The following is a 22,193-nucleotide window of genomic DNA, read 5'->3' as shown; positions in this document are numbered from 1 at the left end:
CCCGGATGCAAGCGGGGGCGAGCGGCTAGCGCCGCATGTTAAGCGCGACGCCTGCTGCTGCGCAAGCTCTTGTTTGAACAACGGCGAAGTGTGGCAAAACTTGAGCCAGACTTCCGTGGGGTAGCCCGCCGGGGCGGGTTCGCGCCTCATTTGCCGTCTTTGCGCCCACCGCGTTTTGCCGCGCCCTTGGCCCCGCGCACAGGATGTGGCGATGCGGCCACCTGCGCCGGATCCGCGCCGAGCGATGCTTGCGCCTCCTGGCACAGCCAGTCCCTGACCGCGCGACGCCGCGCATCGTGCTCGAACGCCACTGGCGAAAGCAACTGATAGCAAGATCCGTCGCGCACGAAGCCCCGCGGCGCGGCGATGCGGCCATCGGCAAGTTCGTCGGCCACCATCAGGCGCGACGCGATCGCGCAGCCAAGCCCGGCCGCGGCGGCCTGGATGGTCAGGTAGAAATGCTCGTACCAGGCGTCCGCGCCAAAGCGCTGCGCGCCGCCAGCGGCCTTGGCCCAGCGCTGCCAGGCATCCGGGCGCGAGCGCGTATGCAGCCGGTGCGACGATGCCCCGGCGCTGGCCCCGGCGCGGCAGACCACGCCCACCCATTCCTCGGCAACTTCATGGGCATGCAGTTCCGGCCCCACATGAAAATCGTTGCGGCGCAGCGCCAGGTCCACGCCGCTGCGCGCAAAGTCCACCGGACCGCCAGCGGCCATCAGGTGCAGCGTCACCTCCGGATGCGACTCTGTAAAGCGCGGCAGGCGGGGAATCAGCCAGCGCATGGCGATGGTGGGCTCGCACGACAAGACCAGCGCCCTGGGCTGCCCATGCGCGCGGATGCGCTGCGCGGCCGCGCCCAGCACGTCGAGCGACTGCGTGGCGGCAGCATGCAGGATATGCCCCGCCTCGGTCAGGAACACGGCCCGGTTGCGGCGCTCGAACAGCGTCACGCCGAGCGCCTCCTCCAGTTGGCGAATCTGGCGGCTGACCGCGCCGTGGGTCAGGTGCAGTTCGTCCGCAGCCCGCATGAAACTCTGGTGCCGCGCCGCGGCTTCGAAGAAACGGATTCCGCCCAGCCAGTGCATGCTTGCCTTGATGTGTCAGTTTTTCTCACGGATTTGCACAAGTATAAATCGGTTGTGGCGCCACATATCAGCGCAGAGAATGCCTGAAACCCGATTTCTTTCCGGTCAAGGATCTTCATACAAATGCACCCTCTCACCGAACTGCTGGCCGTCGCCACCATCACCGTGCTGGCCGTGATCAGCCCGGGCCCCGACTTCGCCATGGTGATGCGCAACAGCTTCGTGCATGGCCGCAAGGCCGGGCTGCTGTGCGCGCTCGGCATCGCCCTTGGCGTACAGGTGCACGTTTTCTACACGATGTTTGGCGTGGCGTTGTTGATGGAGCACGCGCACAACCTGTTGACGGTGGTGAAACTGCTCGGCGCCGCCTACCTGATCTGGATCGGCATCCAGACCTTGCGCAAGCGCGCGCCGGACCCGAATGCGCCGCCGCTCGGCGCGGATGCGGGCACCCCTGCGCTGACAGCGCCCGGCGCGCTCAAGATGGGCTTTCTCACCAATGCGCTCAATCCCAAGACCACCTTGTTCGTGGTCAGCACCTATACGCAGGTGGTGAATGCGCAAACGCCGCTGGCCGTGCAGTTCGGCTATGGCCTGTTCATGTCGCTGGCGCACCTGGCCTGGTTTGGCCTGATTGCGTGCTGCTTTTCCACGCCCGCGTTGCGCGCCGCCATGCTGCGGCGCCAGCGCTGGCTGGATCGGGTGATTGGCTCGGTATTGCTGGCGCTTGGGGTGGCGCTTGGCCTGGGCAACCTGGCATAACGCGGGCCCTTGCCGGCCCTTGCCGGCCCTTGCCGGCGGCATCAGCCTGCCGCCGGGTCCAGCACATACGCACGCCGGCATACATGCTGCGCGCCGCCCGCGCGCAGGTGGCTTTGATACAGGATGAAGCGCTCCACGGGGAACGGCTCGCACACCAGCCCGGCCTGCGCGTCGCGCCATGCCTGCAGCGCGGTATCCGCCACGGCAGGCCCGCAGCGCGCCAGCGTGATGTGAGGATGGAAGCGCGCATGCTGCTGCGCGCCAGCATCCGGTAACGTCGCGCCCTCGCATCCGGCAAGCGCCTGCGCCATCTGCGCATGCAGGCTGTCCAGCGCCGCATGGGGCGCCACGCCCGCCCACAGCACACTCGCCCGCCGCCCGCGAAAATAGCCAGCCTCTTTCACCGTGAGCGCAAAGGCCGCGCCGCGCACGGCCCCAAGCGCCCGCTCGATGCACGCCGCCGTGGCGTCGTCCTGCTCGCCAAGGAAGTGCAGCGTGAGATGGACCTGATGCGGTGCCGCCGCCCGGATGCCAGCCACGCGCGGCACGCGAGCCAGCAACGCCACCGCCAGCGCTGGCGGTACCTCAATCGCCACGAACAAACGTGCCATCGGTCCCACCTCCCGTGACGGCCTGGCGCGGGTGGTCAAGCGCAGCGGCGCGATGCCGCTGGCTCAACATGCCAACGCCGACTGACGCAGGATGGGCAGTGCCATGGCCGCGGCCGTGCCTTCGAGCCGGAGCAGCGCGCGCTTGCGCTCGGTGCCACCGGCATAGCCAGTGAGGTCGCCGCTGGCGCCCAGCACGCGATGGCAAGGCACGATCACCGACAAAGGGTTGCGCCCCACCGCCCCGCCGATCGCGCGCGCATGGGTGGGGGCAAGGCCCAGCCCGGCGCCCAGTTCGCCATATGACGTGGTCTCGCCGAACGGGATCTCGCACAGTGCCTGCCAGACCGCGTGCTGGAACGGGCTGCCGCCCAGCACCATGGGGACCGTGAAGACCTGCAGGCGCTCGGCGAAATAGTCGGCCAGTTCATCGGCGGCCTGCTCGAAGACGGGCTTCGCGGCGGCGGGCAAGTTGGTGTCAGGCGTGGCCGCCGCCGGGTAGTACTTCTGCCCGGAGAAGAACAGCCCGCTCAAGCGCGCGCCGTCGACGCGCAGCAGCACTTCGCCCAACGGGCTGGCGACGATGCGGTAGGCAATCATGGTGTGTTCCTTGTTGTGTCGCTGGTTGTGTCCCTTGTCTTGTCGCCTCGTACCGACTTGTCCGACTTGTCCGACTTGTCCGACTTGTCCGACTTGTCCGGCTTATCCGGCTTATCCGGCTTGTGTTCCTCGTAGCGCCGCCACAGGTGGACGGCGGCGTAGGCGCGCCACGGCGCCCACTGCGCGACATGCTGGTTCATGCCTCGCACGGTAGCGATGCCGAGCACCTTGCGCAAGACATAGTCGGTGCCAGGAAAGGCATCCGGCCAGCCGAGCGCGCGCATGGCCACGTATTGCGCGGTCCAGTCGCCCACGCCTTCCACCTCGCGCAGGCGCGCCATGGTGTCTTCCGGCGCAGCGTCAGGCTCCAGCTTGAGCGCGCCCGCCGCCACGCGGGCCGCGATGGCATGAATGGCCCGGCCCTTGCCCAGCGGGATGCCGATCTCACGCAAGGCCTCGGGCGGCACGCCAGCCAGCGTAGCCGCGCCGGGAAACGTCACGCGCAGCGCCGGCATGGGCTGCGCCAGCGGCAAACCGTGGCGCTCGGCCAGCCGCGCCAGCAGCGTGCGCGCGTGCTTCACCGAGATCACCTGGCCCACCACCGCGCGCACGGCGATCTCGAAGCCATCCACCGCGCCCGGCAAGCGCATGCCGGGCGCTTCGGCAGCCAGCGGGCCCAGATGCTGATCGACCACATCGGGCCGGCAGCCCAGGTCGCACAACCGCCGCACGCGGCCCAGCGCCTGCGGAATCACGTGCGCCAGCGAACCGGACAACGTCACCCTGATCACATGACGGCGCGCGACGTGCTCCAACCGCAGCCAGCCCACATGCGTGCGGCCGCCGCTGTCGATCGCCAGCGTGCGCGCGTAGGTGCCATCGCCAAGCTGCTCGATGCCATCCACCGCGCGCACGCCCAGGAACTGCAGGAACGCGGCCCACGCCATCGGCGGGCGGTAGCCCAGCTCGAACACCAGCTCGTCGGCCACATTGTCGGCGGCGCGCTTGCGCATGGCCATGGGCGTCAGCCCGTAGCGCGTCTTGAGCACATCGTTAAAGCGCCGCACGCTGCCAAAGCCAGCGGCATGCGCCACGTCGGTCACGGTCAGCCCCGTATCGGTCAGCAAACGCTTGGCCAGCAGCAACCTCTGCGTCTGCGCATACTCCAGCACCGAGACGCCGAACTGCGCATCGAACAGCCGGCGCAGGTGGCGCTCGGTAATGCCGATGCGCGCCGCCAGCCCGGCCACGCCGGCATCCACCATGAAGCCCTCGTCGATCAGCGTGGCCGCGGCCTGGGCCAGGCGCCCCGACAGGTCGGCCAGCCCGTGTCCCGGCGCCAGCTCGGGCCGGCAGCGCAGGCAGGGCCGGAAACCCTGCTTCTCGGCCGCGGCAGCACTGTCGTAGAACGTGCAGTTCTCGCGCTTGGGCGTGCGCACCGCGCAGATCGGCCGGCAGTAGACGCCAGTGGACGACACGCCCACGAAGAAGCGCCCGTCGAAGCGGCGGTCGTGCGAAGCCACGGCCTTGTAGCAGGTATCCGGATCGAGTTTCATAGCCAGCATGCTACTCCGTTGCGAGAGCAGGACTAGCTGGATTCGGACATTTGGCTCTGCGGCGTGCATTGGCCAGCCACTGCGACACGAAGACCACCTGCACAGCGGCAGCACGGCAGCGCGCTCGCATCATCCATCGCCGCCCTCGCCCTGCGGCGCATCCATCGCGGCGGCCAGCTCGCTCAACACCAGCGTCTCGTGCGCAAGCACGGCCACCAGCGAAAGCAGATGGGCCTGGGTCTCTTCACCAAGGTTGCAGAAGGTGCCGCCCGCCGCGTTCTCGACTGCGACTGACAACAACGCATTGAGCTGCGCGGTTTTTTCGGCGGCGAGGCTTAGCGGACTTTCCGATGGCGCATGCGCGGTCAGGAAGGTATCGCGGCCCGTGCGTTGGGCAGTGATGTTGTAGCGCGGGTAGTTATACATCGAGCGCCCTCCGTTGGGAGGCGCGCAGGCGCTGGTGGATGACGGGGAGCTTGGGGGATGCGATTTGCCCGGAATGGGCGAGCGAAGACTGGGGCATGGGAGTGCCTCCTCTGTCAGCGTACTTTGACACCGCTCCCCGCTGCTAATCGGGGTGGGCGGGCGCAAGGCGGGGTTAGCAGACCGGGACAGAGAACCGGCGAGCCCGAAGGCTCCCCCGCCTAGGCCCGCCCATAAGGACGTGCAGAGGCACGACGGATGCAAAAACGCCGCCTGGTGGCGGCTGTCCGCCTCTGTCATCCGGGCTGCTAAACCCGGCCGCTGTGGTTGCAGCGACGAGTGAAGTATAGCGTTGCGCCATGCAGCCTAACCCAGCCGCAACAAAAAGTCACACCCGCTACGCTAGCCAACGGCTACAAGTACCAGATCGATCCTGCCCGCCGTCAGCCGTAACGTGCGTGGGCTGCACCGGCCCGAGGTTTGGATCGCTCGCCTTCACGCTGCTGCCACCGCTGTAGCTGCCCGAGATCACCGCTTGCGATGCTCTTGATGTGGACATCGCGGTGGCGAAGGCCAAGGCCGCTTTCGAGGATGGACGCTGGCATCGCCGCTCGCCGGCGCAGTGCAAGGCTACGTTGCTGCGCTTCGCCGATCTGCTCGAGCAGCACGCGCATGAGCTGGCGGTCATGGAAAGCCTCGACAGTGGCAAGCCAATCCGGGAATGTCAGGCCACTGACGTGCCGGAGACGATCCATACGATTCGCTGGCATGCCGAACTGATCGACAAGATCTACGACAGCACGGCACCAGTAGGATCGAATGCCCTGTCTCTGGTGGTCCGCGAGCCCATTGGGGTGGTCGGGCTCGTCCTGCCGTGGAACTTCCCGTTGCTGATGCTTGCGTGGAAGATCGGCCCCTCGCTGGCAGCCGGCTGTTCGATCATCGTCAAACCCGCCAAGGAGACCACGCTGACCGCATTGCGCGTGGCCGAACTGGCCCACGAAGCGGGGGTGCCTGCCGGCGTATTCAACGTGCTACCCGGAGGCGGCAAGGATGTTGGCGAACCGCTGGGCAAGCATATGGATGTGTCCATGGTGAGCTTCACCGGTTCGACGGACACTGGCCGGCTGTTTCTCAGGTACGCTGCGGACTCAAACCTGAAACGCATCGTGCTGGAATGCGGCGGGAAAAACCCTGCGGTTGTGATGAACGACGTCGAAGATATCGATGTCGTGGCGCAGCACGTCGTCAATGGTGCCTTCTGGAACATGGGGGAGAATTGCTCGGCATCGTCGCGCCTGATCGTCCATGCCGAGGTCAAGGATAATCTGCTGGCACATATCGGCGTTCACCTGCGTGAATGGAAGATGGGCGACCCGCTTGACCCGGAACACCGCATCGGCTCGCTAGTCAGCGAATCGCATTTCCGGAAGGGTCAGTCCTATATCGAACTGGCCAATGCCGAAAATCTGCGTGTGGCCTTTGGTGGGGGTACTGAAGGAGAGACCTTTGTCGAGCCGACTGTGGTCGATGGCGTGGGCCAGCACAGCCGGTTGTTCAAGGAGGAGATATTTGGTCCGATCCTGTCGGTCACGACGTTCACCAGCACGGAAGAGGCCATCGCGTTGGCGAACGATTCCGTCTACGGGTTGGCGGCGTCCGTCTATACGAGCAATCTGAACAACGCCATCCGGCTATCGCGAGAAATCCGCGCAGGTGTCGTTACGGTCAATTGCTTTGGGGAGGGTGACGTTACCACCCCCTTCGGTGGCTACAAGGAGTCGGGCTTCGGTGGGCGCGACAAGTCGATCTGGGCACACGACCAGTACACCGAAATCAAGACCATCTGGATAGACGTGCCGGATCGCGCAGCGGTCAAATAGGTGAAAGACAAACCATGCTCGGCCCGGCCATGACAAGATTAGGTTGACTGCGGCTGAGCATGTGTGCCAAAAACGAATCGGATTCCCTTTCAGATCGACATGTCAGTGCAAGCAGGTGTTATGCAAAGCAAAAAAAAGGCAACACTCATCGGGCTCATCGCCATTCTATTGTGGAGTTCGATCGTCGGTCTGATTCGCGGTGTCAGTCAAAGCCTCGGGGTCGTCGGTGGCGCCGCCATGATTTACACGGCCGCGTCCGTTTTGCTCTTCTTCTCGGTTGGTTTTGTCAGAATGAGTACGTTTCCCCGGCGCTATCTCGTTTGGGGAAGCATCCTGTTCGTTTCCTACGAGCTGTGCCTTTCTCTGTCCATTGGCTATGCCAACAGCAGCAGGCAGGCCATCGAGGTGGGGATGGTCAATTACTTGTGGCCGACCTTTACGATGCTGTCGGCCATTGCATTCAACAATCAAAAGTCGAACCTTTTGATCGTTCCCGGCTTCCTGGTTTCCGTCCTCGGGATCTGCATGGTGCTTGGCGGCGACCAAGGTCTGGACTTCGCCGGAATGGCGGCGAACATCAAGGACAATCCTCTGAGCTATGGGCTGGCGTTCTGCGGTGCGTTGATCTGGGCCGCTTATTGCACGGTCACCAGCAGGATTGCTGAAGGCAGGAACGGCATCACGCTGTTCTTCATGCTGACGGCATTGGCCCTGTGGATCAAATATTTCGCCGCAGGCGGCGGTGCGATGGATTTCAGTTATGGAGCAATCATCTACCTTGCGATGGCCGCTTGCGCGATGGGCTTCGGCTATGCGGCCTGGAATGTAGGCATCCTGCATGGCAACGTGACTGTCCTCGCCGGCGCTTCGTACTTTATCCCGGTGCTTTCTGCGGCCCTGGCGGCCACGCTTTTGCGCACCCCACTTTCGCTCGGCTTCTGGAAAGGCGCATCCATGGTGTGCGCGGGGTCGATCCTGTGCTGGTTGGCAACACGGGGGCGACGTTCAGGTGCCTCTTCCCCGTCGGACCGTGCCGATTCGCACGAGCAGGAGCGCGCTCACGGACAGTGAGTTCATCTGGACTGACGCTCGACTCCACGCAAGCGGTCAGCCATCGGCTGAGATCGCCCGCTTGTCACCCGATTCCGTTGGCTTCGCCGAACGATCAGCGTGAGCAACGTCGCAATCGAAACATCCTCAAACGATCAGGACAAGAATATGTTCCGGGAGACGAAAATGAAGATGCGATTGTTCGTCGCAGTAGTTTTGTGCACCATGGCTGCGCCAGCAGTCTCACAGAGCACGGTGACTTTGTATGGCGTGCTCGACTAGGGGCTTAACTATACGAATAACGTTGGCGGCCACAGCCAGGTCGCGCTCGCCAGCGGATTTCCGCACGGTAGTCGGTGGGGGCTCAAGGGGGCCAAAGATCTCGGCGGCGGGGTCAAGACCATATTCCAGCTTGAGAACGGGTTCGACGTGGATACCGGGCGGGCGTTCCAGGGCGGGCTTCTGTTCGGACGTCAGGCATACATGGGATTGTCCAGTGACACGCTGGGCGCACTCACAGTTGGCGGTCAGTACGATTCCGTGGTGGACTTCCTTGCACAGAACTCTGCCGGTGGCACCTGGGGCGGATACATGTTCGCCCACCCGTACGACAACGACAACCTGATCAACACGTTCCGGACAAACAACACTGTCAAGTACGCCAGCCCGCCGCTAGGTGGCTTGAAGTTCGGGGCAATGTACGGTTTCAGTGACGATGTGAGGATCTCAAACAATCGGCTGGTTAGCGTTGGGGGCCAATACACGGCTGGCGGATTGTTGCTGTCCGCCGCCTACCTTCAAGCTGACAATCCTTCTGCCACGTCTTACGGCGCGATCAACAATGGCGGAGACCAGAACCTGCTCGGTAGCCGGCTGAGGATCTTTGGCGCCGGCGCGGCGTACACCATCGGCAAGGCAGCCTTGGGACTCGCCTATTCCAATACTGACGTCAACGATCCTCAAAGCTCAGGCTATGTTGGTCCGATCGCTCCGGCGGTGGGCAAGCCGTCTTCGCTGCGCTTCCAGAATATCGAGGTCAATGCCAAATACCAGTTTGGCGCGTCGTATTGGCTGGGCGCGATGTACAGCTATACGCGCGCCGACTTCAACACAACCTCAGGAAAGCAGCATCCAACCTACCATTCGATCGGGCTGATGGCGGATTACCTCCTCTCGAAGCGGACCGATGTCTACCTGCAAGGGGTGTATCAGCATGTTGGTGGTGATGCGACCGGCTCCGTTCTCGATGTCGCCTACGTAGCCGGCGCCGCAAATGTCTCTTCCAATCGGAATCAGCTATTGTTCCGTGTTGGAGTTCGCCATTTCTTTTAAGAAGGTAGGGATGGTTAATCTTTCAACAAAAAGTGAATCTGTAGGCTGTCCCAAATCCATGAATGATTACATCGACATCAGCTTCAAGGGTTTTGGCGTCGCGGGCCTTGAAGACCCGCCACTCGTATTTCATCTTGTGCCAGAGCTTCTCAATGCGATTGAACTCCGGGCTGTACGGCGGCAGGAAGTACAACGTCAAGCCTTTCCTTTGTAGCAGCCGGAGATAAGGCCGTAGTGCGCGGGCCGTGTGGACCGAGGCATTGTCGAGAATGACGGTCAGCGGCTTGCCGACGTGTTCGACCAGCAGGCCGAGAAATGCAACGAACAGCACCGAAGTCATCGTCTCCCACAATTTCACTGCAAACAGCCCTCCCGAGGAGAGCAGTGCCCCGACCACGTTCAGACGCTTACCGCGCCGGGCTTCAATCATGTGTTTGACCCGACTGGGGTCCGGGCACTTCGATTGGGCTGCGCTTGCGTGAAGGCAGCTTCGTCTAGGTAGGCGAGTTCGATTTCGCCACGCTGGGCTTGCTCGACCAACTCCCCGAGGACGGCGCACCGCTACGCGGCGCGTCCGACAGCGCCGCCATGCCTTTTTCCAACCAACGATAGCGCCTCTCGTACACCGCCTCCAACGTCAACTCCTGCTGCCTGGCTACCTCCTTGGCTGGCACGCCGAGGCTAAACATCAGAATCGTCCGGGACCTGTCTCTTGCTCTCCAATCACGGCGGCTTCTCGCCAGAGCCTCGAACTCGGCACGTTGTTCCTTCGTCAGTTCCGGCGGCGTCAATGCGGCTATCGTCTATGTTGCGCTTCATGTTCGGCCCGGCAGTATAGAGATGCTTCTCATGAAGCGCTTAGCTCTCTCAACCTACGCCCCGCTGGTCAGTTATCGGTTACTACTTTCTTGACCCGATGATAATGTCAACCAAACGCCTGAAATCCCTACCAATCACAAAATCATATATACAATTTTTATTTGTATTTATAAATAAAATAGTTGCAATAGATGAGGCAATGAGCGCGATTGCCAGAACAAATAGCCCGACCCCGGTCTCAGGAGGCTGCATAAAAAAGAATATTATTAACGTCGAAAAAAACAAAAATCCAGTTACCGACACGATCTTCGTTACGAATATAATTTTTTCTTTCTTATTCAATTTCGCTCACCTTTGTTTTAGAGAAAATAAATTACGTCGTTCTTGATCAATGAATCTATTAGTTTATGGATTTTAGTTGATCGCCTCGAACGATCCAGAGAATCACTGATTCAATCGGTGTGCGAGTCATCGATGCATTGGATGAGCGCGATGTCATAAGCGCGGCCATGATTCATGGTCCTGTGATGAAGCGATAGATCAGTCTTTAGGTAGTTTTGCATTAGCGTTTCCCCGTTGAAGACTGACCGACCTGCAGCCCTGACCGTTACGCGTAAGCGTCAGCTCGCGCCGCCGAATATATGCAACAACTTGCGCAGCCTAGCAACGGAGGGCGACGATTGAAATCGGACAAGTACGAATTTCAACTGGAGCCAGCGTTAAAATTGTTACCGTCGAGTTGGCAGCGGCACGCGAGCCAGCCATCGCCGATGGACGGCTGTGTTCACGATGGGAGACGCGCGGCGATCCACTGCGACACGAAGACCACCGCCCCGCCGAACAGTGCGAACCCGATGCAGTAGGCACTGAGCATGCGCCAACGGACAGGGGACCACCGGGCTAGAGCCGCCAGTACAAACACCAACCCCACCAGCAGCAGCAGCACGGCAGCCAGAAGGAACGCCACCGCGGCATAAACGACAATGGCGCCGATGGTCACCTGCTGCCGGGTTATCGGCTTGACTTCCTCTGCGGGCTAAACCCCGGAGATTCCTTCTTCAAGCGCTTGAAGTCCCAAGCGGGCGATGTTCCTTGCGGCGTTCGTATCGCGGTTGTGTTCCGCGCCACACGCACAGCAAGTCCACTGCCTTATTCCAAGACCAGCCCTACCTTTCGGACTGCTGGGCGGGATAACGCCACAGCACGAGCAAGTCTGGGTTGAGAACGCCTCGTTGACCTCTTCGAACACCACACACTGCCTGATGGCCTTGTACTTGAGTTGTGTCCTGAACGTCGTCCACGCGGCATCGTGCACGGACTTAGCCATGCTCGTCTTTGCCATCGCTTTCGCGTTCACGTTGCCTACGAAGATTGCTGCATGTTTCTTGACCAGCGCCGTCGTTTCCTTGTGGATGGCGTCCTTGCGCTGATTTGCGATGCGCGCGTGGATAGCCTTCACGCGCCGCTTCTTGTTCGCCCGCTGGGCGATTCCCAGATCCGCCTCAGACAGCCGATACCACTTCGGCATGGCGAACTCGGAGCCGTCGCTGTACGTCGCCGCCGTCTTCAGGCCAAGGTCGATCCCGAGCGCGGTTGTTCCATCCGGCACGCGCTTTTCTTCGACCTCAACCTTGACCGCGATGTTGACGTACCAGCGCCCGCGCGAGTCCTCATTGAATCTGCCCGCTCCAAGCTCGTACTTCGACAGGCCGTAGGAGTCCCACAGGCCGATCTTGAGCCCGTTGAAGTGTAATTGCCCGTTCCTGTACTTAATGCCTTCGCCTTTGAACGGAACCCAGCCGAGCGAGTATTTCGGCGACTTCCGGTCGCTTACGCGCCAGTTCAGCCTCTGTCTCTTGAACTGCTTGAGCCGGGTCGCGAATTCCTTGCACGTTTCCTGAATCGTTCTCGAATCGACGTGTACGCCTTCGCACTTGCTGAATCCAGCGGTGAGCTTCTGGAGATCGAAACCGGACAACCAGACTTTCGGCTTGTTGCAGTACCGCTTGAGGCTTCTGTATTGGGTTTCGTTGCAGAAGTTCCAGACCGTATTGACGTCGCGTGCCATCGCAAGCATCGCTTTCGCGTGCTTGTCCTTGATGCGCAGCTTCAGTGTCTTTACGGTTCCCATGACGCGAAGTGTATTTTTGTATTCGAAACTAACGCAAGATATCGCCGCAACATGTTCAAGAAAGAGCACCTTGAAGCGATGCGGCGAATTCTCGAAAGTGTCTGCCGGGACTTCGACGCGGAGTTGGTGGAGTTCAACGGCGAGCATGACCACGTGCATCTTCTGGTGAGCTACCCACCGAAGGTGGCTCTATCCACGCTCGTCGCGTCGCTCAAGGGCGTTTCCAGCCGTTTGCTGCGGCAGGAGTTCGGGGACTTCCATCCGTGGTTGAAACGTCGCGGCGTGCTGTGGTCTCCGTCGTACTTCGCGGCGTCGTGTGGCGGGGCTCCATTGGATATCCTGCGGCAGTACATCGAGCAGCAGCAGGCACCGCACTAATCCCCAGATTCCCTGCTTACCCCGGACTGAACTCCGGGGCTTGCGCAGGTGCCTGGGGCATTCAAGGCCCTCCGCTACAACGCGCTCCAGTTCGTCGCCAACGCAGGCAATTCTTCGCCTCATGGTTGAGTTGGGCCTCCCGAATGTCGATGGACTGTTTGTCTTCCTGCATACGCTCTCTTTCAGGATGGGCCTTGTGCGCAAACTCGCCCCTCTATTTGCGCGTAATTCCTCATCGGAATCAATGAGACAAATCTGGATCTGCGATGAATATTTCTTGAATGGTGCAGCGGGTGTGACTTTTTGTTGCGGCTGGGTTAGGCTGCATTTCGCGACGCTATACTCCGCTCGTCGCTGCAACCACAGCGGCCGGGTTTAGCAGCCCGTTTAGGAAGGCGGACAACCGCCGCCAGGCGGTTTTTGTCCGTCGCGCCTTCGCACGTTCCTATGGGCGGGCCTTGGCGGGGGAGCCTTCGGGCTCGCTGGTTCCTTCTTACCGGTCTGCTAACCTCGCCATGCGCCCGCCCACCCCGATTAGCAGCGGGGAGCGGAGTCGAAATCGCTTAAGAAGGAGGCACTCCCATGCCCCAGTCTTCGCTCGCCCATTCCGGGCAAATCGCATCCCTCAAGCTCCCCGTCATCCACCAGCGCCTGCGCGCCTCCCAACGGAGGGCGCTCGATGTATAACTACCCGCGCTACAACATCACCGCCCAACGCACGGGCCGCGATACCTTCCTGACCGCGCATGCGCCATCCGAAAGCCCGCTAAGCCTCGCCGCCGAAAAAACCGCGCAGCTCAATGCGTTGTTGTCGGTTGCCGTCGAGAACGCGGCGGGTGGCACCTTCTGCAACCTTGGTGAAGAGACCCAGGCCCATCTGCTTTCGCTGGTGGCCGTGCTGGCGCACGAGACGCTGGTGTTGAGTGAGCTGGCCGCCGCGATGGATGTGCCGGAGGACGAGAGTGGCGATGGATGATGCCAGTGCGCTGCCATAGATATTGAAGGGTGCAGAAAATTCCCAAATTCACTGCGCACTGGTTGGAAAACGCGGCTGCATGGCCCTGCGGGCGCGGCAACAGCTAGAATCGGCCACCGGGCCAGCCTTGCCGCTGCCTTGCCGCGCCCCGCAGGATCGTACCGATCTCCGCGACAAGGGAGCCAATCCAGACTTCGAATTCCGCATGCGTCTCGTCATCAAGCGCCTTTCCCTGCTGCTAGCCCTGGCTTTCAGCGTATCCGCAAACGCCGCGCCGGGCGTGGCCCACGCGCCGGCGCCTGCTGCCGCGAAGCTGCCCGGCGCGGCGCCGGCGGAAGTCGTCAGCGTGGAAGGCATTACCGAGTACCGGCTGCCCAACGGCCTGCGCGTGCTGCTTGCGCCCGATGCTGCGCAGCCCGTCGCCACGGTCAACATGACCTACCTGGTCGGCAGCCGCCATGAGAACTATGGCGAGACCGGCATGGCGCACTTGCTCGAGCACCTGCTGTTCAAGGGCACGCCGGCGCTGCCGGGCAACACCATTGCGCAGGAGCTCACGCGCCGCGGCATGCAGTTCAACGGCACCACCGCGTTCGACCGCACCAACTACTACGAGAGCTTCACCGCGAGCGAGGAAAACCTCGACTGGGCGCTGAAGATGGAAGCGGACCGCATGGTCAACAGCTTTATCGCCCGCGAGGCGCTCGACAGCGAGATGACGGTGGTGCGCAACGAGATGGAGCGCGCCGAGAACAATCCCGCTGGCATGCTGATGCAGCAGATGCGCTCGGCCGCCTACCGCTGGCACAACTACGGCAAGGCGCCGATCGGCGCGCGCAGCGACGTGGAACACGTCGCCATCGGCAACCTGCAGGAGTTCTACCGCCGCTATTACCAGCCTGACAACGCGGTGCTGGTGGTGGCGGGCAAGTTCGACGTGGCCGCCACGCTCGCGCGCATCGGTCAGTACTTCGGCGCGATTCCCCGGCCTACGCGCGCGCTGCCGGTCCAGTACACCGTGGAGCCGCCGCAGGAGGGCGCGCGCGAGGTGACGCTGCGCCGCGTGGGCGACTCGCAGCTGGTCGCGGTGCAATATCACATCGCGCCGGGCGCGCATCCGGATACGGTGGCCCTGCAGTTGCTCGCCGATATCCTGACCGATGGCTCGGGCGGCCGCCTGTACAAGGCGCTGGTCGAGAGCGGCAAGGCCAGCTGGCAGTCTGGCTCGGTATCGGGCATGAAGGATCCCGGCTCGGTGCTGTTCGCCGCCGGGCTAAGCAAGACGCAGGACCTCGAAGCCGCGCGGCAGGTGCTGGTGGCGCAGGTGGAGGGCTTTGCCGCCCGGCCGGTGACGCAGGTGGAGCTGGACCGTGCCCGCACCCGCCTGCTCAACAGCTACGAGCGCCTGCTGGAGAATCCTTCGGGCTACGCCATCGCCTTGTCCGAGGCCATCGCCAAGGGTGACTGGCGCCTGCTGTTGGTGGCACACCAGCAAGCCGAGCGCGTCACGCTGGCGGACCTGCAACGGGTCGCGCAAAACTATCTGCGCGCCAGCAACTGCACGCTCGGCCGCTTCATCCCCATCGACATGCCCGGCGATGCGCCGGCCGAGACGCTGGCCCGGGCCACCATGCCCGCCGCGCCGGACGTCGCCGCGCTGGTGGCGGCCTACCAGGGCAAGCCGTCCAAGGCCGCGGTGGCCGCCTTTGATCCCAGCCCGGACAATATCGAGGCGCACACGCTGCGCGGCAAGCTGGCCAACGGCATGCAGTTCGCGCTGCTGCCCAAGCCCAGCCGCGGCCAGACTGTCAACGGCACGCTGATCCTGCGCATGGGCGACGTCAACAGCCTGCAAGGCCAGGACGCGGTCGGCAGCCTCACGGCCGCCATGCTGATGCGCGGCACCGCCCGCCTGGAGCGCCAGCAGATCGCCGACCGCCTGTCCGCGCTCAAGGCGGTGGTGTCGGTCCAGGGCGATGCCGAGGCGGTCACTGTGCGCTTTGAAGCGCGCCGCGACACGCTGGCCGACACGCTCGCGCTGCTGCGCGACATCCTGCGCGAGCCGAGCCTGCCCGCCGCGGAGTTCGAGACCCTGCGCGCCAACGCCATCGCCGGCATCGAGAGCGGCCTGGGCCAGCCCGAGGCAATCGCGTCGAACGTGCTTGGCCGTCACGGTAATCCCTACCCATTGGGGGATCCGCGCTACGTCGGCACCCCGCAGGAGGACATCGCGGCGCTGCGGCAAGTGCAACTGTCCGACCTGCGCGCCTTCCACACGCGCTTCTACGGCGCAAGCCATGGCCAGGCGGCGCTGGTCGGTGACTTCGACCGCGAGGCGGCGCAGGCGCAACTGGCCACGCTGTTCGGCGACTGGCAGGCCCAGGCGCCCTACGCCCGGATCGAGCGCCCCTTCGTGCCGCTGGCACCAGCCCACCTGATCCGCGAGACGCCGGACAAGGCCAATGCCATCTACCTGGCCGCGCTGCCGGTGGCGCTGACCAGCGATGCGCCGGAATATCCGGCCCTGGTGATCGCCAATCGTGTGTTCGGCGCAAGCGCGCTCAAGAGCCGGCTGGCGGATCGCCTGCGCCAACGCGACGGCATCAGTTACAGTGTCGGCAGTTTCGTTCAGGTGGGCGCGCTCGATACCAACGGGCGCTTCGGCATGCAAGCGCTTTATGCGCCGCAGAACCTGGACAAGCTCAAGCGTGGCGTGGAGGAGGAACTGTCGCGGCTGGCAGCCGCCGGCATCACGCCGCAGGAGCTGGCACAAGCCAAGAGTGGCCTGCTGCAGCAAGGCATGCTGGCCCGCACCAGCGATTCCACGTTGGCCGGCACGCTCGCCAGCCAGCTATTTCTGGGGCGCACGATGCGCTTTGTCACGCAATACGAGCAAGGTATCGCCACGGCGAGCGTCGAACAGGTCAACGCGGCCATCCGCAAGCACCTGGACCCGGCGCGGGTGGTACATGTGTATGCGGGAGATTTTTCTGTCACGGCAGTGCAAGATGCCGGGGCGACGATAAAGACAATGAAGGCGATAAGGACGATAAAGGCGGACGGGCCGGCAAACGAAGCCGTGGCCGCCCCCTAAAGGGCAATACTGGAGGAAAATGGTGGCAACGCAGGGCGGCGCAAGACACCGCTGGCGCAGTAGTCCCAACGGCCTGGGGGCAACCCCTTGCCGCAATGACGCGTTGACTGTATATTCGTACAGTATAAGACGATATAAGAGGTGTGGATGTCAATAGTGCGAGCTAGCAGCAAAGCAGAAGCGCTTCGGCTTCTCGCATCGAAAGATGTGCTGGCGCTTGAGCTGGACTATGAAACCGGATGGCAGGACGCCGTCGAACTCGGCCGGCTCGGAGAGAAACGCGGCATCAAAGTGCAATACCGCGGACAGGAGAGCATTGCCGTCCATTCGCGCGAAGCCCTGATCGAAGGGCTGGCCAAGACCAAGACCACCTTCAGGCAGCGCAATCTGTATTGCCAGTTCGATCTCGGCACGCTTGCCGACCATGAACTGCTCGATCTCGAAGCCAAGGCGACCCGGCTGGGCGACTACATCCTGGCAGGCCATCTGCTAAGGGATGTAGACGGAGTCTGGCCGCAAGAAGCGCAGTAACGCAGACAAAACGCAGCAAGACACAGCAAGACTCAGTAAGACCCACCAACAGGCGTCATTCACGTCAAACGCAGCGGACCTGGCCAGTTGCCTCGCCCCGCTGCCGCGACTCATGGCGCCAGCCCTGCCGCGTGATGCGGCCAGACGCGTTTTTCGGCCGGCGCCCCGCCGCTACGGGCAGCGAGCCACCTCGCCAGCCATTCCCTTCCGCCCCCCCCAAGTAGTGCAAGTCAGGTCACCCTGCGCCGCCATCACGGCGCAATCGCACTACACTGGAATTCTGCGTGCCGATCTCGCACCACGGCTTGTTAGCGTGGGCGACATGCCGAACGGAAGAGACAAACCATGACAGACCTGTCCGCCCCCCTGCTCGATGCGCCGCCGAGCGCCGAGGAAAAGCGCAAGCGCGTCTACGCGATCGTGGCCGCGTCTTCCGGCAATCTGGTCGAGTGGTTCGACTTTTACGTCTACGCGTTCTGCGCCATTTACTTCGCGGGGTCCTTCTTCCCCAAATCCGATCCCACGGCGCAATTGCTGAATACCGCCGGCGTGTTTGCCGCGGGCTTCCTGATGCGGCCGATTGGCGGGTGGCTGTTCGGGCGGATTGCCGACCGGCATGGCCGCAAGAACTCGCTGCTGATCTCGGTGACGATGATGTGCTGCGGCTCGCTGCTGATCGCCAGCCTGCCCACCTACAACAGCATCGGTGCCTGGGCGCCGGCGCTGCTGCTGGTCGCGCGGTTGCTGCAGGGACTGTCCGTCGGCGGCGAGTACGGCACCACCGCCACCTATATGAGCGAGGTGGCGCTCAAGGGCCAGCGGGGGTTTTTTTCGTCGTTCCAGTACGTCACGCTGATCGGCGGCCAGTTGCTGGCGGTGCTCGTGGTGGTGGTGCTGCAGCAGTTCCTGGACGAGGCCGAGCTCAAGGCATGGGGCTGGCGCATCCCGTTCGTGATCGGCGCCATCACGGCGGTGGTGGCGCTGTTCCTGCGCCGCACCCTGCATGAAACGACGTCCGCCGCCACCCGGGCGAGCAAGGAGGCTGGCACGCTGACGGAGCTGTTCCGCAACCATAAGGCGGCCTTTTTCACCGTGCTTGGCTATACGGCGGGCGGCTCGCTGATCTTTTATACCTTCACCACGTATATGCAGAAGTACCTGGTCAACTCGGCCGGCATGTCGATCAAGACAGCCAGCTACGTGATGACCGGCTGCCTGTTCTTCTACATGTGCATGCAGCCGTTCTTCGGCGCGCTGTCGGACCGCATCGGGCGGCGCACCAATATGCTGCTGTTCGGCGCGCTCGGCACGCTGGCCACGGTTCCGATCCTGACGGCGCTCGGGAGCGTGAAAAGCCCCTTTGTCGCCTTCGCGCTGATCTCCCTGGCGCTGGCCATCGTGAGCCTCTACACCTCCATCAGCGGCATCGTGAAGGCCGAGATGTTCCCGACCGAGATCCGGGCGCTGGGGGTGGGGCTGGCCTATGCCGTGGCCAACGCGATCTTCGGCGGCTCGGCCGAGTATGTCGCGCTGGACCTGAAATCGCTGGGCCACGAATCCAGCTTCTACTGGTACGTGACAGCGATGATGGTGATCGTGTTCCTGGTCAGCTTCCGGCTGCCGCGGCAGGCCAGGTACCTGCACCACGAGCACTGACGCGCCAACGCGTCAGATGGGAAAGGCGGCGCGCTGGCGCGCGCCTGCCCGGCTTGCCACGTGCCTGGGGCCCACTGCCAGCTCGATGCCCACGCCGTCGCCAAGCAACAATGCCTGCGACGCCGTGCGCACGCCCATGCCGCCACCGAGGTCATCGGCCCGCAGCCCGAACGCCGTCTCGCTCGCCCACATGCCCAGCACAGCGCCATCGCGCTTGAGCGTCAGCACGGCCTTGTGCGAGGTATAGGACAGCCAGCGCCGCGCCACGTGATGCACCGGCAGGCAGAGGCGCTCGGCCAGCGCGTCCAGCACATCGAGGTCCACCGCGCCGGGCAAGGCCAGGCGGCAGGCATTGAGCGGCATCAGCAGCCGGCTGGCAAAGGCATAGGCGAGCCCGCCGGCCGAGTCATCGTCTGGCATGGCCATCAGCTCGGCGTTGGTGCACTCCACGTAATCCAGCTCGCTGCCACCCAGAAGCTGCCGGCCCAGCAGGTACGCAATCATGAAGCGCACATCCGTCGCTGCCAGGCTATCGCTGTAGAGGATGGTCCAGGCGCCCGTGCCCGTGCGATACAGCGCGCCATCGAAGCTTTGCAGGCGGGTTGGCTGGACCGAGGAAACCGGATCGTCGCGGCCCAGCGCGCCGGCCGCATCGAGCGCCAGGCGGATGCAGTCCAGCGGCGTGTAGGCGGGCCGCGCGGCGCAGGCCATCAGCGCTTCGATGATCGGGTAGCAAGGCGCGGTGCTGTCCGGGCCCGCGCGGTCATTGCCGGGCACCGCCTGCGAGGGCGGCGCATCGAGGCGGCAAGGGGCGCGCATGGACGGAAATCCGGCGTAGCCAGCGGGAACCTTGAGAGCGGCAATAGCCATTGAGGCAGCCTCCGTTGAGACAACAAGACATTGCGTTGCGCGCGTCCATTGGCCAGGCCGATGCACGCTGCCCACGAGTGGCATTAGTGCGGCACGGGCCCTCTCGCGGATGCCCGCCGGTCGTGCCGGCGGGCATCCGCGCCCACCGATCAGTCGCGCAGCAGCTGCTTGGCGATGATCAGTTGCTGGATCTGCGTGGTGCCTTCGTACAGGCGCAGCAGGCGTACGTCGCGATAGAAACGCTCTGCCTTGTACTCGGCGATATAACCGGCGCCGCCATGGATCTGCACGGCGCGGTCGGCCACGCGGCCCACCATCTCGGTGCAGAACATCTTGGTGCAGGAGGCCAGCATGCTGACTTCCGGATCGCTCTTGCCCGGGGTCTTGGCGTCGTAGCGCTGGGCGCAATCGCGCACCATCGACAAGCCGGCGTACAGCTCGGCCTGGCTATCGGCCAGCATGGCCTGGATCAGCTGGAAATCACCGATCGGCTGGCCGAACTGCTTGCGCTCCTTGGCATAGGCCACGGCATCGGTAATCAGACGGTGCGCCATGCCGCAGGCCAGCGCCGAGATATGCAGGCGGCCGCGGTCGAGCACCTTCATGGCCGTCTTGAAGCCAACGCCGGGCACGCCGCCGATGATGTTGGCCGCCGGCACGCGCACGTTTTCCAGCACCACGTCGCAGGTCTTGGTGCCGCGCTGGCCCATCTTCTTGTCCGGCTTGCCAAGCGAAATGCCCGGGGTGTTGGCCGGCACGATGAACGAGGAGATGCCCGAAGCGCCGGTGCCGCCGGTGCGCGCCATCAGGGTAAAAGCGCCCGCGCGCGGTGCGTTGGTGATGAAGCGCTTGGTGCCGTTGATGATGTAGTGGTCGCCGTCGAGCTCGGCCTTGGTCTGCAGCGAGGCCGCGTCGGAGCCGGCATTGGGCTCGGTCAGCGCGAACGAGATCACCAGTTCGCCGCTGGCGATCTTGGGCAGGTATTCCTGCTTTTGCGCCTCGGTGCCGTCCATCAGGATGCCCTGCGAGCCGATGCCGACATTGGTGCCAAAGACCGAGCGGAAGGCGAAGGCTGTGTGGCCAAGGTCATACACCACGTCGCATTCCTGCGACATCGACAGGCCGATGCCACCGTAGTTCTCAGGGATGGAGATTCCGAACAGGCCCATCTCCTTCATGTCGGCAACGATGTCCGCCGGCACATCGTCGGTTTCCTCGAGCGTGTCTTCCGCCGGCTTCAGGCGTTCGTCGATGAAACGCTGCACCGACGCGCGCAGCAGCGAAAAGGATTCTGCATCCAGGCTCATGGGGATCTCCGGTCAAAGCAAGCAACGATGTGCCCGACATGGTACGCCGTCACCCGATTTTGACAATCCCACATGTCTTGAACAGAATGGATAATCCCTTTTGACAATCGGGAGAAGGGCACAAAGAGGCATCTTCTTGGTGCCGCTGGCCTCCTGCTGGCTAGCGCCCTGCCGCTTCGGCGGCGAAATCGCTAAGCTCCCGCGCCCGGTCCGCCGTCATCTGCATCAGGCAGGCAGATGCGTTGACACCGGCGATCGTGCCGCCATCGGGATCGGCCTGGAAGCTGCAATTGGCGTCCCGGAACTTCAGCCAGGCGCGCTGGGCGTCGAGCAATGTTGCTTTCCTGGCGGGAGGCAATGCCTGTTGAAGGCCTTTATAAGCGGCATTCAGCGATTTATCCTGCCGCGCCGTCTCCGCCCCGATGCAGTCATGCATGCCAGCAGTCGTGACATCCGGACGATCCATGCAGGCCCCGTATTGCTTTGACAACAATTTTTCGTCGGCTTGCGCGGCAAAAGACGCGCAGAGCATCAACGCGCAAAGCAGCGCTTTTTTCATATTGGGTCTGGGGGGGGGGGAATTTGATGAGGGGCGCCATTGGCCCTGCGCACGGCGCGGCCAATGGCTTGCCGCAGCGCCCGCAAAAGGAGAAGCTGGCGCCGGCGGGGCCGGCGCCACTGTGTCACTGAGACAGCAATGCGATCAGGCTTCGGCGATCAGGAAGCGGGCACGGTTCTTACCCAGCCATCCCGGTGCGCGGCCACGGCCGGTCCAGGTGGCGCCGGTCTTGGGATCGCGATACTTCGCGGGCAGGTTGGACTTGGGCTTGGCCACGGCGCCATTCGCGCTGGAAGCCGGACGGCCCCGGCGGCGCTTCGGGGCGATGTCTTCTGCCGTCAGCTCATACTCCGCCATCAGGCCCTGGATCTGCGCAATAATGCCCGCCACTTCGCTGGCACGCATCTCGGCCAGCTTTGCTTCGAGCGCTTCCTTCTCTGCAATCAGCTGCTTGTAAGTTGCCATTTTGATTCTCCTGGAGCGGTGTTAATTCAATGATAGGGGAAAATTTGCTGGCATAGACTACCACGTTTGATTAAAGAAAATCCAATCGCGTAAGAAGTTGATACAACC

At 63.2% G+C, this 22,193-nt stretch carries 19 protein-coding genes and 2 pseudogenes; 9 read left to right on the top strand and 12 right to left on the bottom strand.

The annotated features are described in order from the left end of the window. Positions 1-146: 146 nt before the first annotated feature. Positions 147-1,085, bottom strand: a complete 939-nt coding sequence (locus RR42_RS21515; RefSeq protein WP_043352845.1) for a LysR substrate-binding domain-containing protein — start codon at positions 1,083-1,085, stop codon at positions 147-149. A 123-nt stretch (positions 1,086-1,208) separates the two neighbouring features. Here RR42_RS21515 and RR42_RS21510 point away from each other — a divergent pair, with 123 nt between their 5' ends. Next, positions 1,209-1,847 carry a LysE family translocator gene (locus RR42_RS21510; protein WP_043352842.1) on the top strand — a complete coding sequence of 213 codons (639 nt, stop codon included), beginning with the start codon at positions 1,209-1,211 and terminating at the stop codon, positions 1,845-1,847. Between the two features lie 41 nt (positions 1,848-1,888). Here the strand turns inward: RR42_RS21510 and thpR are convergent, their stop codons facing one another. The 4 genes from thpR to RR42_RS21490 form a co-directional block, all read right to left on the bottom strand. Beyond that, positions 1,889-2,458, bottom strand: coding sequence for an RNA 2',3'-cyclic phosphodiesterase (gene thpR / locus RR42_RS21505; protein WP_043352841.1), 570 nt, complete (start codon positions 2,456-2,458; stop codon positions 1,889-1,891). 63 nt (positions 2,459-2,521) lie between these two features. Then, positions 2,522-3,055 (bottom strand): methylated-DNA--[protein]-cysteine S-methyltransferase, encoded by a 534-nt coding sequence (locus RR42_RS21500; protein ID WP_043352840.1) that lies wholly within the window; start codon positions 3,053-3,055, stop codon positions 2,522-2,524. Then, positions 3,052-4,611 (bottom strand): DNA-3-methyladenine glycosylase 2 family protein, encoded by a 1,560-nt coding sequence (locus tag RR42_RS21495; RefSeq protein WP_236702263.1) that lies wholly within the window; start codon positions 4,609-4,611, stop codon positions 3,052-3,054. The genes RR42_RS21500 and RR42_RS21495 overlap by 4 nt, the downstream gene beginning before the upstream one ends. A 129-nt stretch (positions 4,612-4,740) precedes the next feature. Further along, positions 4,741-5,037 (bottom strand): hypothetical protein, encoded by a 297-nt coding sequence (locus RR42_RS21490; RefSeq protein ID WP_043352837.1) that lies wholly within the window; start codon positions 5,035-5,037, stop codon positions 4,741-4,743. Positions 5,038-5,552: 515 nt separating this feature from the next. Here RR42_RS21490 and RR42_RS21485 point away from each other — a divergent pair. The 3 genes and pseudogenes from RR42_RS21485 to RR42_RS21475 form a co-directional block, all read left to right on the top strand. Next, a pseudogene (locus RR42_RS21485) lies at positions 5,553-6,917 on the top strand (aldehyde dehydrogenase); the annotation flags it as partial. A 120-nt stretch (positions 6,918-7,037) separates the two neighbouring features. Continuing rightward, positions 7,038-7,988 carry an aromatic amino acid DMT transporter YddG gene (yddG, locus tag RR42_RS21480; protein WP_043352835.1) on the top strand — a complete coding sequence of 317 codons (951 nt, stop codon included), beginning with the start codon at positions 7,038-7,040 and terminating at the stop codon, positions 7,986-7,988. Between the two features lie 165 nt (positions 7,989-8,153). After that, positions 8,154-9,299, top strand: a pseudogene (locus tag RR42_RS21475) (porin). Between the two features lie 22 nt (positions 9,300-9,321). Here the strand turns inward: RR42_RS21475 and RR42_RS21470 are convergent. The 3 genes from RR42_RS21470 to RR42_RS21455 all read right to left on the bottom strand — a co-directional run bounded on the left by RR42_RS21470 (position 9,322) and on the right by RR42_RS21455 (position 12,249). Then, complete coding sequence (locus RR42_RS21470; RefSeq protein ID WP_063778449.1) at positions 9,322-9,729, bottom strand: transposase; 408 nt, start codon at positions 9,727-9,729, stop codon at positions 9,322-9,324. Between the two features lie 1,173 nt (positions 9,730-10,902). After that, the gene (locus tag RR42_RS21460) at positions 10,903-11,118 is read right to left on the bottom strand and encodes a hypothetical protein (protein WP_043352832.1); all 216 of its coding nucleotides are present in this window, start codon (positions 11,116-11,118) and stop codon (positions 10,903-10,905) included. Positions 11,119-11,154: 36 nt separating this feature from the next. Next, positions 11,155-12,249, bottom strand: coding sequence for an RNA-guided endonuclease InsQ/TnpB family protein (locus tag RR42_RS21455; RefSeq protein ID WP_043357547.1), 1,095 nt, complete (start codon positions 12,247-12,249; stop codon positions 11,155-11,157). Between RR42_RS21455 and tnpA the strand changes: the two genes are divergently transcribed. From tnpA to RR42_RS21430, 5 genes are all read left to right on the top strand, one after another. Further along, positions 12,205-12,627 carry an IS200/IS605 family transposase gene (gene tnpA / locus RR42_RS21450; RefSeq protein WP_082055272.1) on the top strand — a complete coding sequence of 141 codons (423 nt, stop codon included), beginning with the start codon at positions 12,205-12,207 and terminating at the stop codon, positions 12,625-12,627. The two genes, RR42_RS21455 and tnpA, sit on opposite strands and share 45 nt — an antisense overlap. A gap of 679 nt (positions 12,628-13,306) precedes the next feature. Then, the gene (locus RR42_RS21445; protein WP_043352830.1) at positions 13,307-13,603 is read left to right on the top strand and encodes a hypothetical protein; all 297 of its coding nucleotides are present in this window, start codon (positions 13,307-13,309) and stop codon (positions 13,601-13,603) included. A gap of 205 nt (positions 13,604-13,808) precedes the next feature. After that, complete coding sequence (locus RR42_RS21440; protein ID WP_236702143.1) at positions 13,809-16,697, top strand: M16 family metallopeptidase; 2,889 nt, start codon at positions 13,809-13,811, stop codon at positions 16,695-16,697. Positions 16,698-16,844: 147 nt separating this feature from the next. Continuing rightward, positions 16,845-17,228, top strand: coding sequence for a hypothetical protein (locus tag RR42_RS21435; protein ID WP_006159736.1), 384 nt, complete (start codon positions 16,845-16,847; stop codon positions 17,226-17,228). 345 nt (positions 17,229-17,573) lie between these two features. Then, positions 17,574-18,884, top strand: coding sequence for an MFS family transporter (locus RR42_RS21430; RefSeq protein WP_043352829.1), 1,311 nt, complete (start codon positions 17,574-17,576; stop codon positions 18,882-18,884). A 12-nt stretch (positions 18,885-18,896) separates the two neighbouring features. Here RR42_RS21430 and RR42_RS21425 read toward each other — a convergent pair whose 3' ends face one another. The 4 genes from RR42_RS21425 to RR42_RS21410 all read right to left on the bottom strand — a co-directional run bounded on the left by RR42_RS21425 (position 18,897) and on the right by RR42_RS21410 (position 22,085). Continuing rightward, the gene (locus RR42_RS21425) at positions 18,897-19,754 is read right to left on the bottom strand and encodes a hypothetical protein (protein ID WP_043352827.1); all 858 of its coding nucleotides are present in this window, start codon (positions 19,752-19,754) and stop codon (positions 18,897-18,899) included. Between the two features lie 149 nt (positions 19,755-19,903). After that, positions 19,904-21,061 carry an acyl-CoA dehydrogenase family protein gene (locus RR42_RS21420; RefSeq protein WP_043352825.1) on the bottom strand — a complete coding sequence of 386 codons (1,158 nt, stop codon included), beginning with the start codon at positions 21,059-21,061 and terminating at the stop codon, positions 19,904-19,906. A gap of 160 nt (positions 21,062-21,221) precedes the next feature. Next, positions 21,222-21,620 (bottom strand): lysozyme inhibitor LprI family protein, encoded by a 399-nt coding sequence (locus tag RR42_RS21415; protein ID WP_043352823.1) that lies wholly within the window; start codon positions 21,618-21,620, stop codon positions 21,222-21,224. A gap of 144 nt (positions 21,621-21,764) precedes the next feature. Beyond that, positions 21,765-22,085, bottom strand: a complete 321-nt coding sequence (locus tag RR42_RS21410; protein ID WP_043352821.1) for an H-NS histone family protein — start codon at positions 22,083-22,085, stop codon at positions 21,765-21,767. Between the last annotated feature and the right edge of the window lie 108 nt (positions 22,086-22,193).

The sequence above is a fragment of the Cupriavidus basilensis genome (genome assembly GCF_000832305.1).
GTDB lineage: Bacteria > Pseudomonadota > Gammaproteobacteria > Burkholderiales > Burkholderiaceae > Cupriavidus > Cupriavidus basilensis_F.
The sequence above is the reverse complement of the archived record's forward strand: the minus strand, read 5'-3'. Positions and strand labels throughout refer to the sequence as shown.